The sequence below is a fragment of the Falsiroseomonas algicola genome, assembly GCF_011040385.1.
In the GTDB taxonomy this organism is placed as follows: Bacteria; Pseudomonadota; Alphaproteobacteria; order Acetobacterales; family Acetobacteraceae; genus Falsiroseomonas; species Falsiroseomonas algicola.
Genome location: NZ_JAAIKB010000007.1, coordinates 154,405 through 167,946, shown reverse-complemented (window position 1 = coordinate 167,946; position 13,542 = coordinate 154,405). Strand labels below are relative to the sequence as shown.

At 71.6% G+C, this 13,542-nt stretch carries 14 protein-coding genes; 6 read left to right on the top strand and 8 right to left on the bottom strand.

The window, feature by feature from the left end; all coding sequences use genetic code 11:
* Positions 1-5: 5 nt before the first annotated feature.
* Positions 6-500 (top strand): xanthine phosphoribosyltransferase, encoded by a 495-nt coding sequence (gpt, locus tag G3576_RS18170; protein WP_164695983.1) that lies wholly within the window; start codon positions 6-8, stop codon positions 498-500.
* A gap of 80 nt (positions 501-580) precedes the next feature.
* On the opposite strand, the gene G3576_RS18165 is transcribed toward gpt, so the two are convergent.
* On the bottom strand, positions 581-1,888 hold the full coding sequence (locus G3576_RS18165) for a hemolysin family protein (protein ID WP_164695852.1): 1,308 nt from the start codon (positions 1,886-1,888) through the stop codon (positions 581-583).
* A 142-nt stretch (positions 1,889-2,030) separates the two neighbouring features.
* On the opposite strand from G3576_RS18165, the gene G3576_RS18160 reads away from it, so the two are divergent.
* The 5 genes from G3576_RS18160 (at position 2,031) to G3576_RS18140 (ending at position 5,496) form a co-directional block, all read left to right on the top strand.
* Positions 2,031-2,462 carry a DUF3429 domain-containing protein gene (locus G3576_RS18160; protein ID WP_164695851.1) on the top strand — a complete coding sequence of 144 codons (432 nt, stop codon included), beginning with the start codon at positions 2,031-2,033 and terminating at the stop codon, positions 2,460-2,462.
* Between the two features lie 134 nt (positions 2,463-2,596).
* The gene (locus G3576_RS18155) at positions 2,597-2,926 is read left to right on the top strand and encodes a hypothetical protein (protein WP_164695850.1); all 330 of its coding nucleotides are present in this window, start codon (positions 2,597-2,599) and stop codon (positions 2,924-2,926) included.
* A 51-nt stretch (positions 2,927-2,977) separates the two neighbouring features.
* Complete coding sequence (locus G3576_RS18150) at positions 2,978-3,844, top strand: MurR/RpiR family transcriptional regulator (protein WP_164695849.1); 867 nt, start codon at positions 2,978-2,980, stop codon at positions 3,842-3,844.
* The gene (locus G3576_RS18145) at positions 3,841-4,470 is read left to right on the top strand and encodes a bifunctional 4-hydroxy-2-oxoglutarate aldolase/2-dehydro-3-deoxy-phosphogluconate aldolase (protein WP_164695848.1); all 630 of its coding nucleotides are present in this window, start codon (positions 3,841-3,843) and stop codon (positions 4,468-4,470) included. The genes G3576_RS18150 and G3576_RS18145 overlap by 4 nt, the downstream gene beginning before the upstream one ends.
* Before the next feature lie 96 nt (positions 4,471-4,566).
* Positions 4,567-5,496 (top strand): sugar kinase, encoded by a 930-nt coding sequence (locus G3576_RS18140; protein WP_164695847.1) that lies wholly within the window; start codon positions 4,567-4,569, stop codon positions 5,494-5,496.
* Here G3576_RS18140 and G3576_RS18135 read toward each other — a convergent pair whose 3' ends face one another.
* From G3576_RS18135 to G3576_RS18105, 7 genes are all read right to left on the bottom strand, one after another.
* The gene (locus G3576_RS18135; protein WP_164695846.1) at positions 5,497-5,982 is read right to left on the bottom strand and encodes a GNAT family N-acetyltransferase; all 486 of its coding nucleotides are present in this window, start codon (positions 5,980-5,982) and stop codon (positions 5,497-5,499) included.
* Positions 5,983-6,071: 89 nt separating this feature from the next.
* Entirely contained in the window at positions 6,072-7,577 is a 1,506-nt protein-coding gene (locus G3576_RS18130) for a M81 family metallopeptidase (protein WP_164695845.1), read from the bottom strand.
* A 4-nt stretch (positions 7,578-7,581) separates the two neighbouring features.
* Positions 7,582-8,820 carry a Zn-dependent hydrolase gene (locus tag G3576_RS18125; protein WP_164695844.1) on the bottom strand — a complete coding sequence of 413 codons (1,239 nt, stop codon included), beginning with the start codon at positions 8,818-8,820 and terminating at the stop codon, positions 7,582-7,584.
* Complete coding sequence (locus G3576_RS18120) at positions 8,817-10,112, bottom strand: ArgE/DapE family deacylase (RefSeq protein WP_235952178.1); 1,296 nt, start codon at positions 10,110-10,112, stop codon at positions 8,817-8,819. The genes G3576_RS18125 and G3576_RS18120 overlap by 4 nt, the downstream gene beginning before the upstream one ends.
* A 13-nt stretch (positions 10,113-10,125) precedes the next feature.
* Positions 10,126-11,727, bottom strand: a complete 1,602-nt coding sequence (locus tag G3576_RS18115; protein ID WP_164695843.1) for an ABC transporter ATP-binding protein — start codon at positions 11,725-11,727, stop codon at positions 10,126-10,128.
* A complete protein-coding gene (locus G3576_RS18110) occupies positions 11,724-12,557 on the bottom strand; it encodes an ABC transporter permease (protein WP_164695842.1) in 834 nt (277 codons plus the stop codon). The genes G3576_RS18115 and G3576_RS18110 overlap by 4 nt, the downstream gene beginning before the upstream one ends.
* The gene (locus tag G3576_RS18105; protein WP_207622891.1) at positions 12,557-13,540 is read right to left on the bottom strand and encodes an ABC transporter permease; all 984 of its coding nucleotides are present in this window, start codon (positions 13,538-13,540) and stop codon (positions 12,557-12,559) included. The genes G3576_RS18110 and G3576_RS18105 overlap by 1 nt, the downstream gene beginning before the upstream one ends.
* Positions 13,541-13,542 lie beyond the last annotated feature (2 nt).

Here is a 13,542-nt window from a genome sequence, read left to right as displayed (position 1 = left end):
AGACGATGGCGCCCCGCTACTACACCGTGACCTGGGACCAGCTGCACCGGGACGGCAAGGCCCTGGCCTGGCGCCTGGTGGAACGCGGCCCCTGGACCGGCATGGTCGCCATCACCCGCGGCGGCCTGATCCCGGCGGCCATCGTGGCCCGCGAACTCGATTGCCGCCTGATCGAGACGGTCAGCGTCGTGACCTATGACGAGGAGCAGCGCGGCCAGCCGCAGGTGGTGAAGCCGCCCCAGGCGGCGCTGGAGAGCCAGGGCGAGGGCTGGCTGCTGATCGACGACCTGGTCGATACCGGCACCACCGCCAAGGTGGTGCGCGCCATGCTGCCCAAGGCGCATTTCGCCACGGTCTATGCGAAGCCCGCGGGCAAGCCGACGGTCGATACCTTCATCACGGAAGTGAGCCAGGACACCTGGATCCTCTTCCCCTGGGACACGGAGCCCCAGTTCATCGCCCCCATCGCCAAGGCGCGGGGCAACGGCGGCGGGCAGTAGCCCGCCACCCTCAAGGGCCCGTCAGGGCCCCTGCACCACCCCGGGGCCCGTCAGGGCCCCTGGACGACCCCCCGGGCCCGTCAGGGCCCCTGAACCATGATCGTCTCGTCCTTCACCGCCAGCACCTTGTCCACGCGGCGGCCATCCATGTCGATGATCTCGAACCGCCAGCCGGCCCAGGCGATGCGGTCGCCCTCCTTCGGCACGCGCTGCAGCAGCGCCAGCATCAGCCCCGCCACGGTGTGATAGGTGCCCTCCTTCGGGAGGTCGGGCAGGTCGAGCCGTGCCTTCAGCTCATCCGACGGCATCATGCCTTCCAGCAGCAGGCTGCCATCGTGGCGCAGCACCGGGGCGGATTCGTCGGTCGCGACCGGCCCCAGCTCGCCGACGATCGCCTCCAGCAGGTCGGAGGCGGTGACCACCCCCTCGAAGCTGCCATACTCGTCCATCACCAGCGCCATGCCGATCGGGTCGTCGCGCAGCCGCTCCAGCGCATCCAGCGCCGAAAGCGTGTCGGGCAGCACCCGCGCCTGGCGCAGCGCGCGCGCGACCGAGAGCGGCGACCCCTCCAGCAGCTGGTCCAGCAGGTCCTTCGCCGCGACCACGCCGACCACATTGTCCACGCGCCTGTCCGCCACGACGAAGCGCGTGACGCCGGAAGCCCGCAGCCGCGCCGCCACATCCTCCGGCGGCGCGGTGCGGTCGATCCACTCGATCTCGGTGCGCGGCGTCATCAGGGCGCGGATCGGCTTGTCGGCCAGGCGCAGCACGCGCTCGATCATGTGCCGCTCCTCCGTCTCGATGGCGCCGGAGGTCGCGCCCTCCGCCACCACCGCCTTCACCTCCTCCTCCGTCACGGAGTTCTCGGAGGGGTCGTGCCGGCCGAAGAGCCGCAGCACGAGGGCCGAGGAGGTCGAGAGCAGCCAGATGACGGGCGCCGTGAACTTCGCCAGCGTCGAGAGCGGGCGGGAGACGACGATGGCGATCGCCTCCGGGTTGCGCAGCGCCAGCTGCTTCGGCACCAGCTCGCCCATGATCAGGCTGAGATAGGTGATCAGCATGACCACCAGCGCGAAGCCGATCTCATTCGCGAAGGCGCCGACGCCCGGCACCGGCGCCAGCAGCTCCGCGATGGTGGCCGACAGCCGCGCGCCGCCGAAGGCGCCGGCCAGGATTCCGACCAGGGTGATGCCCACCTGCACGGTGGGCAGGAAGCGCTGCGGATCCTCCGCCAGGGCGATCGCCGCGGCGGCCCCGGCGCTGCCCTTCCGCTGCAGCGCCGCGAGCCGCGTGCGGCGCGCGGAGACGATGGCAAGTTCACTCATCGCGAAGGCGCCGTTCAGCAGCACCAGGACGATGATCAGCAGCAGTTCGAGGCCCGTGGCCATCGCGGTTGGAAATCCCTTCTTCCGGAAGGCCGCAGATGTAGCGGCGACGCGGGGCAGATGAAACGGCGAAGGGTGCACGATCCTGCCAGGGTGGCCGCGGGACGGGTCTTCCCGGCCGCGCGGATCGGCGCACATTGCGGCCATGAACCAGCCGCTTCCCCCCTCCGCCCTGCTGCTCGGCGCCGCCGGGCTGATCCCCTTCCTTGGCCTCACCGCGGCCACGGCGCTCTCCATCGGCTGGGCGCCGCCCGCGCTGGCTGCCTATGGCGCCGCCATCCTGGCCTTCCTCGGCGCCGTGCATTGGGGCCTGGCGCTGCGCGCCCCCGAATCGGAGGCGGGCGCCACGACGCCCCGGCTGGCGCTCGGCGTCCTGCCCTCCCTCATCGCCTGGATCGCGCTGCTGCTGCCGCTGCGGCCCGGCCTCGCGCTGCTGGCCGCCGGCATCCTGGCGACGGCGGCGGTGGAGGCGCGGGGCGCGGCGCGCGGCCTGGTGCCGCCCGCCTATATGCGGCTGCGGTGGGTGCTCTCCCTGACGGCCGCGGCCAGCCTCGGCCTCGGCGCGTTGCTGGCCTGAGAGGCCCCGCCCACCGGTGGGTAAGCGCAATCCCCGGTGGGTGAGGGATAAAGATGAAGTGTTCCTTTAAATTCAGCTTGTCTCTTTTCCAAGACGGCTTAAGGTTCCGGTAACACCTCACCCCGGAGCCCCCGATGCGCGACGACACGGCCAGCCAGATCCAGACCGCGGAGGCCTCGCCCGCCGCCGCGCAGGACGCCCAGATCGTCGCCTTCCCCGATGCCGGCGAACGCCGCCTCCGCCTGGCGCTGCGCCGCCTGGAGCAGGCGCTGGAGGAACAGCGCGTCGCCGTCGCCGATTTCCGCGCCCAGATCGCCGGCCTCAACACCGCCATGACCGGCCTTGGCGAGAGCGCCCAGATGCTGAAGACCAACCTCGACGCCGCCGCGCAGGACACCGCCCGCGCCCAGGCAGAGGCGCTTCGCCTCCAGGCCACCGCGGAGGCGATGGCCCGCCTCGCTTGAGGCCACCCCCCTCCGCCCTGTAGTCACGGGCCAATGACGGAGGGGACCCGATTGCGGGACCGCATTGCCCAGGTTCTCGACGCCCAGGTGCTCGACCGGCTGAGCCCGGCCGAGCGCAAGGTGGCCGATCTGGTCGCCGCCGACCCCGCCGCCATCATGGCGGCCACGACCGCCAGCCTGGCCCGCGCGGCCGGCGTTTCCGAACCCACGGTCATCCGCTTCTGCCGCACCCTCGGCTTCGAGGGATTCGCCGATCTACGCTTGGCGCTGAACCGCGCGGAAGCCGTAGCCGATGCCGCGCCGCCCCCGCGCGCGCGCGCCCGGATCGACAGCACGACCCCGGTGCCGGACGCCGCCACCGCCGTGCTGGACGCCGCCATCGCCGCCCTGGCGCAGCTGCGCACCGCACTGGACGGCGCGGCGATCGAGCGTGCTGCCCTCCTCCTGCTGCGCGCGACGCGGGTGGAGGTCTGGGCCATCGGCGCCTCCACCGGCGTCGCCGCCGACATCGCCCTTCGCCTCATGGCCACCTGCCGCGGCGTGATCGCGCGCGCCGACCCGCACGCCCAGGCCATGGCCGCCGCGACGCTGGATGGCGATGCCGTGGTGCTCTGCCTCTCCCGCGACGGCCGGACGCGGGAGGTGGTGGAGGCGGCGCGGGAGGCGGCAGCGGCCGGCGCCACCGTCATCGCCCTGACCCGCCCGGGCTCTCCCCTCGCCGCCGCCGCGTCGCTGCTGGTCCCCTGCCCCGGCCCGGCCGATGACGACTCGCCACTCGCCCCGGCGGCGTTCCGCCACACCCAGTTCGCGATCGGCGACGCAATCTGCGTCGCAACCGCGCTGCTGGCGCCACCCACCGCCGCGGCGCGGCAGGCGCGGATGACGGCGGCGGTGGATGCGCGCAGGATGACGGCATGACCCACAAGCTGATCCCCCAGCTGCGCCAGGCGCGCATCATCCCCGTCATCCGCACCTCCAGCACGGCGCTGGCCGCCCGTGCGGTCGAATGGCTGCGCGGCGCCGGCCTCTCGATCTTCGAGATCACCATGACCGTGCCCGACGCCCCGGCGCTGATCCGCGACCTCGCCAGCGACCCCGCCCTGCTGGTGGGCGCCGGCACCGTGCCGGATCGCGCCGCCGCGGAGGCCTGCCTCTCGGCCGGCGCGCGCTTCCTGGTGGCGCCCTGGGTCGATCCCGCGCTGGCGGAGGCCGCGCACCAGGCGGACGCCATAGCCATGCTCGGCGCCATGACCCCCACGGAGGTGCGCGCGGCACTCGCCGGCGGCGCCGATGTGGTGAAGATCTTCCCGGCCAGCTCGGCCGGCGGCCCCGGCCATGTGAAGGCGCTGCGCGCCGTCTTCCCCGATACCGTCTTCTGCCCGACCGGCGGCGTCGATGCCCGCAACGCGCCGGACTACCTGGCGGCCGGCGCCGCCTTCATCGGCATCGGCGGCCGCCTGGTGGATGAAGGCCTGCTGGCGCGCGGCGACCGCGCGGGCATCGAGGCCGCGGCGCGCGACGTGCTCGGCATCATGCAGGCCTGAAATCGCTCACGCCCGCTTGATCCCCGGCTTGATCCGGGGCGCGAAGTCGCCCAAGCAGGGACCGTTGAGAAGGGCTGATCGGGGAGAGAATCCGCCATGCCGGACATCCTGTGCCTGGGCGAACCCATGCTGGAATTCAACCAGCTTCCCCCGGGACCGGACGGGCGGCGCCTCTACCTGGAAGGCCATGGCGGCGACACCGCCAATGCCGCCGTCGCCGCCGCCCGCAGCGGCGCCGATGTCGGCATGGTCACGCATCTCGGCGAGGATTCGGCCGGCGACAGCTTCCGCGCCCTCTGGGCCATGGAGGGCGTCGATTCCAGCACCGTGCGCCTCGACCCCGATGCGCCGACCGCCGTCTATTTCGTCACCCATGACGAGGGCGGGCACCACTTCACCTTCTACCGCAAGGGCAGCGCCGCCAGCCGCATGAAGCCGGCCGACGTGCCGGAGGAGGCGATCCGCCGCGCCCGCGTCCTGCACCTCTCCGGCATCAGCCTCGGCATCTCCGACAGCGCCTGCGACGCCGCCTTCCGCGCCATCGAGGTCGCGCGCGGCGCCGGCGTGACCGTCAGCTTCGACACCAACCTGCGGCTCCGCCTCTGGCCGCTGCGCCGCGCCTCCGCCTGCATCCACACCGCCGTCGGCCTGGCCGATATCTGCTTCCCGAGCCTGGACGATGCCCGCCTGCTGACCGGGCTGCAGGAGGCGGAGGCGATCGCGGATTTCTACCTCCGCCTCTGCCCCCTGGTGCTGCTGAAGCTCGGCGCCGGCGGCGTGATGGTGGCGACGCGGGAGGCCCGCGCGACGGTCGAGGGCTTCGCCGTGGACTCCGTCGATGCGACCGGCGCGGGCGACACCTTCGCCGGCGCCTTCCTCGCCCGCGCCGTGGCGGGCGACGATGTCTGGCAGGCCGCGCGCTACGCCAATGCCGCGGCCGCGCTCTCCACCACCGGCTTCGGCGCCGTGGCACCGATCCCGAGCGCCGCGGAGGTCAATGCCTTCCTCGCGGCGCGCGGCGCCTGATCAGGGGCTGAGCGGCAGGATGTGCGTGGCGCCCTTCTCCCGCACCGCGCGCAGGAAGCCGCAGGCCTCATAGAAGGCGAAGGCCGAAGCGGGCGCGCGGACGCGGAGCCGCGGATAGCCCGCAGCCGTCGCCTCCGCGACGACGGCACCGAGCAGCGCGCGCCCCGCGCCGGCGCGGCGGGCGGAACGCCGGATGTAGAAGCGCCGCACCCGGCCCAGCACGTCATCGCCGGCGAAGGGATCACGCGTCAGCCCGCCCATGCCGACCAGGCCATTCGGCCCGTGCAGCGCGAACAGCGCCTCGCCCCAGCGATCGAAGCGGATGGAGCCTGACTCCCAATCCTCCCGCAGCACCTCCAGCATCCGCTCCCCGCTGCCATGCGCATCCGCCGCCAGGTCGGCGAATCCCTCCGGCAGCCGCGCCACGCGTTCGAGGCGCAGCGCGGTCTGGGTGGGGGCAGGGGCCGGGATGGCGGGGCGGAGCAAAGGGCGGGTCCTTGCCGGGATGCTGGGGGAAAGCGCGATCACGCGCGCAGTTAGGGGCGGAAAAGCGGCGATGCCAGGGTGGGCAGGGGTCATGCAGTTCGTCTGTTGTCGCCGGGACGCAGCCGCAGCCCGGGCCGCAGCCTTGTGAAGGGCAGCGTGGCGGGGTCCGCGACCACCGGCCCGGGCGCGGCGACGACCAGCACCGCCTCCGCAATCGGCTGGAAATCCGCGCGGAAATGCACGCTGGACTTGAGCGCGAGGATGCGCTGGGTCGATGGCTCCACGCCCACATGCCGGAACAGCGCCTGGTCATAGGCCTGCATCTTCCGGCTGGTCACGATCACGCGAACACCGGGCGTGGGGCTGACCAGCGCGGTGGGACCGAGATCCGCCCAGTTGCCGCCGGCCATCGGGCCCGTGCACATGAAGCGCCCATCGGTCAGCCGCAGGACGCGCGCCTGCACCGAGAGCGGCGCGCCATCCGACTTTCCGCCGAGGCTGAGGGCGACGACCGCGCCCTCCCCGGCCGCATGGCAGGCGGCGGCACTCTCGGCATCGTTGATCAGCGCCAGCACCGCGCCTTCCGCGCGCTGGGCGATGAGTTCGGCGAGCAGACCCGTCGTGTCGCCATGCCCGCCGCCGCCGGGATTGTCCTGCGTGTCCGCGAGCACGATGGGCTTGCGCGCCTTGTCCGCCAGCTTGATGGCCTTGGCGACCCCTTCCTTCGCCGCATGGATGTCGGGCGTGAAGGCGACCTCCCGCGCCTTGAGGTCGGCCAGAAGCCCATCCGCCGCCGCATCCGCTCGCGCCTGGTCCACCGCATAGGCCGCGATGCCGACGCCGCAATCCGGGAAATCCGCATAGGGGAAGCCGAAGCAGAGGCCGAGTTCAGCCACTTCCGTCCGGGAGGCCAGGGCCGCACGCGCCGCCATGGCATCGGCCATCGGCGGCACCAGCGTGCATTGCCCGGTGATCGGGATCAGGTAGTCCAGCTGCCGGAAGGCCTTGGCGAAGGGCCGGCCGAGCCGGATGCGGTCCAGCAGCAGCGCCATGGCCCGCGCGCCGGCTTCCTTCATGTCCACATGCGGATAGGTGCGGAAGGGCGCCAGCGCGTCGGCGTATTCCACCATCGCCGCCGTCAGGTTGCAGTGTGGGTCGAGGCTGGCGGTGATGGGCACATCCGGGCCGAGGATGGCGCGTGCGCGCCGCAGCAACTCCCCCTCCGCATCCGGGAAATGCTCCGCCACCATGGCGCCGTGCAGGTCGAGGTAGAGGCCATCGAGCGGGCCTTCATCGAGCGCAGCCTGGAGGTCATGGAAGATCAGCGCCGCCAGCCGCTCGAAGGCCTCGGCGGTGACGGGCCCGGCCGGATTGGCGAAGCCCCAGGACAACGGCGCGAGCGTGACACCCGCCGCCTCCGCCGCCTTGATGGCGCCGGCCGCCGGCACGGCGGAGGGGCGGAGCGTGTCCAGCAGCGTCGCCGGCCGCTGCACCGCGGGCCAGCCGCCGGGCGAGAGGAAATCCGCCCAGGTGGTCGGGATGGGCGCGAAGGAGTGGCTTTCGTGCAGGAAGCCGCCGATGGCGATGCGCGTCATGCCCTCACCCCTTCGCCACGCCGGCGGTGGCCAGCACCGCATCGGCCAGGACCAGCAACCCGGCTTCCGCCCATTCCGGGGTGATGCTCTCCGCCTCGTTGTGGCTGATGCCGCCATGGCAGGGCACGAAGATCATCACGCTCGGCACCCGGCGCGCGCAATAGACGGCGTCGTGCCCGATGGCGGTCGGCATCTCCTGGTGCGGAATGCCGCGGGCAACCGCGGAGTCCCGGAGCCTGCCCACCAACCCAGCATCGAAGGGGGTGGCGGGCGAGATCCAGAAGTCCGCGACCTCGATCGCGATGCCGGCACGCCGCGCGCCGATGGCGGCGGCTTCCGCCCGCAACGCGGCGGCGAGTTTCGCCAGGTCGTCCTCATGGTCGTGGCGGGTGTCGAGGCTGAACCAGACGCGGCCGGGCACGACGTTGCGGCTGTCCGGATGCACCGTGACGCGGCCGACCGTGGCGCGGGCGCCGGCTTCCAGCGCCAGGCGCTCGATCGCCGTCATCATCTCGGCCGCCGACATCATGGCGTCGCGCCGCCCAGCCATGGCGCTGCCGCCATGCGCCTCCTCGCCGGTCACCGTCACCTCGAACCAGTGCTGCGCCAGCGCATGGGTGACGATGCCGAGGTCGAGGCCAAGCCTCTCCAGCACCGGGCCCTGTTCGATATGCAGCTCGAAATAGGCGCCGAGGCCCTGCAGCGCGGCGGGATCGGCGCTGCCGGCCCAGCCGATGCGGGCGAGTTCGCCGCCGAAGGTGGCGCCGGCGCTGTCCTGCTTCGCCAGCACTTCCGCTTCCGTGAAGATGCCCATGGCCGCGCCGCTGCCCATCATGGGCGGCGAGAAGCGGGCCCCTTCCTCATTGGTCCAGTTCACCAGCGTGACGGGCGCCTCCGTCTCCACCCCCGCCTCGTGCAACGCGCGCAGCACCTCCAGGCCCGCCAGCACGCCGAGCACGCCGTCGAACTTGCCCCCCGTCGGCTGGGTGTCGAGGTGACTGCCGATGGCGACCGGCTTGCGCGAGGGATCGCGACCGGGGCGCGTCAGCACCATGTTGCCGAGGCGGTCGAGCGTCAGCGTCGCGCCGGCAGCTTCCGCCTGGCGCTGGAGCAGCGCGCGGGCCTGGCCATCGAGGTCCGTCAGCGTCTGCCGGTTGCAGCCGCCCTTGGCCGTGGCCCCGATGGCGGCGAATTCCATGAGGCTGTCCCAGAGCCTCGCGCCCGAAGGCCGGAAATTGCTCATGCCTTTTCCACCCCGCACCAGCCCGCCATGGTCACCGCGATGGTCCGCGTGATGTCGTGCATGCTGTCCATGCCGACGCTTTCGTCGATGCCATGGATGTCCTGCGCATCCGGCCCGAAGCACGCGACGGGCGTGCCCTGGTAGAGCTGGAAGAAGCGGCCATCCGTGAGGCCCGTGGCGGGGTAGTGCCGAAGCTCATGCCCCGTCAGATCGGCGTAACTTGTTGCGGCCATGCGAACGATCGGCGCCTGCATGTCGAAGACGCAGGGATCGGCCATGAAACCCTGGAATTCCAGCTTCACCTTGGCGCCCTTCATCGCCGCGTCGCCGCGCGCCTCCTCCACGATGCGCTCGATATCGGCGCGCACATTCGCCGCCGTGTTCCCCATCATGACGCCGACGCGAAGCCCGAGCTTCGCGCGCGTCGGCACGGAGGAATTCCACTCGCCGCCCTCGAAGGTGCCGAGGTTGACGTTCACGGGGTGGTTCACGCCGCGAAAGCTCGGGTGGATGCGCGAGCCGTCATTCATCTCCCGCTCGTAGTCCTCGAAGCGGCGCCAGATCGCCATCGCGGCCTCGACCGCGTTAACCCCTGCCTGCTTGTCGCGCACATGCGCGGGGCGGCCCGTGACCGTCACCCAGGCCCAGACCACGCCGACCTCCGCCGAGTAGAGCGCGGGCAGGCCGGGGCCCGGTTCGGGGATGATGACGGCATCGGCCTTGGGCATCGCGACCATGCAGGCCAGCGCGCCATTGCCCGTGCATTCCTCCTCGATCACCGATTGCATCTGCACCTCGGCGGCGGGTTGCAGGCCGGCCAGCCTCAGGGCGCGGAAGGCCGTGAGGTAGCTGACGATCCCCGCCTTCATGTCCCCCGCCCCGCGGCCATACATGCGGCCGCCCCGGATGGCGGGCTCATAGGGCGGCGTGGTCCATTCATCCTCCGCCCCTTCCGGCACCACATCCACATGCCCCTGCAGCACCAGGCTGCGGCCCTTGGCCTCCCGCGGCCGATGCACGGCCACGATGTTGTCGCGCCCGGCATAGGGGATCAGCGGGGGCGAAAAGCCCGGATGGCCCTCCAGCGCCGCCACATCCGTCGGCACCGCGAAGGGCTTCAGGCCCAGCGCCTCATACTGCCGCCCCATCTCCGACAGCGCGGAATGCTCGTTGCCGAGCGTCGAGGGGCAGCGCACCAGGCGCATCAGCACCTGCTCGGCCTCCGCCCGCAACTGGTCGCAGGCCTCCAGGATGGCCCGGCGGGCGCCGGGGTCGAGCGTCATGTCGGTCATGCGAAGTCCCGCGTCAGAAGGTAGGCGGAGTCCAGCCCCGTCCGGGGATGCTGTCCAGCAGCGCCCGAGTATAGCTGTGCTGCGGATTGCCGAAGACGTCGGCGGTCCGCCCCTGCTCCACGATCGCGCCGCGTTGCATCACGGCGATGCGATCGCAGACCTGGGCCGCCACGCGAAGGTCATGCGTGATGAAGAGCATGGTCAGGCCGAGCCGCGCGCGGATTTCCGCCAGCAGCGCCAGCACCTGCGCCTGGACGGAGACATCCAGCGCCGAGACCGGCTCATCCGCGATCAGCAGCTCCGGCTCCATGGCCAGCGCCCGGGCGATGCCGATGCGCTGCCGCTGGCCGCCGCTGAATTCATGCGGGAAGCGGTCCATCGCGCCGTCATCCAGCTTCACCAGCCGCAGCAGGTCCCGCGCCCGGTCCAGCGCGCGCTCCCGCGCCTCGCCATGGGTGATCGGCCCCTCCGCGATGATCTCGCCGACCCGCCGCCTTGGATTGAGGGAGGCATAGGGGTCCTGGAACACCATCTGAATGCGCTTGCGGAAGGGTTTTCGCGCGCTGCGCGACAGCGGGCGGAGGTCCTGGCCGTGGAAGAGCATCTGCCCCGCCTCCGGCCGCACCAGATCCACCACGCAGCGCGCCAGCGTCGATTTGCCGGACCCGGATTCCCCGACGAGGCCCAGCGTCTCGCCACGCTTCAGCGTGAAGTCGGCGTCATGCACCGCCTTCACCAGCGCGCGGGCACCGAACCAGCCGCCACGGGTGTAGGTCTTCGCCACGCCCCTGGCTTCCAGCACCGTCTCCGTCGCGACGGCGGCGCGGGCTTCGCCGGGCGCGCCATGCGGCACGGCGGCGATCAGCGCGCGGGTGTAATCGTGCCGGGGGTTGTTCAGCACCTCGGCGGCCGCGCCCTGCTCTACGATGCGCCCGCGCTGCATCACCGCGACGCGGTCCGCGATCTCCGCCACCACGCCGAAATCATGGGTGATGAACATCACCCCCATGCCCTTCCGCGACTGGATCTCCCGCACCAGGCGCAGGATCTGCATCTGCGTGGTGACGTCGAGCGCCGTGGTCGGCTCATCCGCGATCAGCAGCGCCGGTTCCAGCGCCAGCGCCATGGCGATCATCACGCGCTGCCGCTGCCCGCCCGAGAGCCGGAACGGGTGCGCGCGGGCGATGGCGGCGGGGTCCGGCAGGTTCACGGCGGCCAGCAGTTCCGGCACGCGATCGCGCGCGCGGCGCTTCTCGCCATGAACGGACAGCGCCTCCGCGATCTGGTCGCCAACGCGCATCAGCGGGTTCAGCGCCGTCATCGGTTCCTGGAAGATCATCGCCATCCGGCTGCCGCGCAGCGCGCGGAGCTGTTCCGGCGATTGCGCCGTCAGCTCCGTCTCGCCCAGCCAGATGCGGCCCGCCTTGCGCGGCAGCGTCTTCGGCAGCAGCCCCATCACGGCATTCGCCGTGATCGACTTGCCCGATCCGGATTCCCCGACGACGCAGACGATCTCGCCGGGATCGACGGTGAGGTCGATGCCCTCCACCGCATGCGGCCGGTCCCCGCCCGGCGGCAGGGCCACGGTCAGGCCCTCGACGCGGAGCAGGCTCATGTCCGCCTCCCCGCGAGCCGCGGGTTCAGCGCATCCGACAGCCCCTCCCCGACCAGGTTCAGCGCCAGCACCGTCAGGAAGATCGCCACACCCGGGAAGACGCTCATCCACCAGGCCAGCCGGATGACGCTGCGCCCGGAGCCGATGAGGAAGCCCCAGGTCATGAGGTTCGGATCACCCAGCCCGAGGAAGGACAGCGCGCTTTCGAGCAGGATCGCATTCGCCACCATCAGCGACGACAGCACGATGATCGGCGACAGCGCATTGGGCAGGATGTCCCCCACCACGATCGACAGCCGTGACTTGCCCAGCACCTCCGCCGCCTGCACGAATTCCCGCGACCGCAGCGACAGGAACTCCGCCCGCACCACGCGCGCGACGGGCGGCCAGGACACCACGGCGATGGCGAAGACGACCGAGGAAATCGTCGGCGTGAAGATCGCCACCAGCAGGATCGCCAGCACGAAGCTCGGGATGGTCTGGAAGAACTCGGTGAAGCGCATGACGAGGTCGTCCACCACGCCGCCGACATAGCCCGCCAGCGCGCCCAGCGAGACGCCGAGCGCCAGCGCCACCACCGTGCTGACGGCGCCAACCAGCAGCGAGATGCGCGCCCCATGCGCGATCCCCGCCGCGACATCGCGGCCGAGGCTGTCCGACCCCAGCAGCATGTCCATCTCGCCCGGCGGCATGAAGGGCGCGGCCACCATGTCCCAGGGCGTGCCCGGAAAGATCACATCCGCCAGCGCCGCCACGACGAAGACCAGCGCCAGCACCACAACCCCCACCACCGCGCCCTTGTTGCGCGCGAAGCTCTTGAGAAAAGCCATCACGCGACCTCCACGCGGGGATCGACCACGGCGTAGAGCAGGTCCGTCAGCAGGTTGAACAGCACCACCATGACGGAGGTCGCGAAGAAGACGCCCATCAGCACGGGATAGTCGCGGGCCAGCAGCGCCTCGAACGCCAAACGCCCGATGCCCGGCCAGGCGAAGACCGTCTCCACCAGGATCGATCCGCCGATCAGCTGCCCCGCCTGGATGCCCGCGAAGGTGATGACGGGCAGCAGCGCGTTCCGCAGCACATGGCGGCGCACCACCTGCCCCTCCGGCACGCCCTTGGCGCGCGCCGTCTTCACGAAATCCTGGTCTGCCACTTCCAGCATGGTGGCGCGCGTCAGGCGCGCATAGACCGCCATGTAGAACAGCCCGAGGGTGAGTGCCGGCAGCAACAGATGCTTCGCCACATCCAGCACCAGCGCGAGGCCCGCCAGGTTGGCGCCCACGCTCATCATCCCGAAGCTCGGCAGCCATTCCAGCCAGACGCTGAAGAACAGCACGAGCATGAGGCCGACCCAGAAGAGCGGCGTCGCGTAGAAGGTCAGCGCCAGCACGGTGATGACGCTATCCGCCCAGGTGCCGACCCGCCGCGCGGCCAGCGTGCCGAGCGTGATGCCGAGCGTGATGGCGAAGGCGAAGGCCGCGCCCGTCAGCAGCAGCGTCGCCGGCAGCCGGTCCATGATCAGCGTCGACACCGGCATCTGCTGCCGGTGGCTGAAGCCGAGGTCCAGCGTCAGCACGCCCTTCACATAGATCCAGAGCTGGACATGCAGCGGCTGGTCCAGCCCGAACTGCGTGCGCAGCTGCTGCAGGAAGCGTTCATCCGCGGCGCCGGACTGCCCCGCGATGACGGAGGCCGGGTCCCCCGGCGCCGCATGGATCAGGAAGAAGTTGCAGACGACGATCGCCAGCACGACGATCGCCGCCTTCACCAGACGTTGCGCGAGGAACCCCGGCAGCTTCGCGGGATCCATCC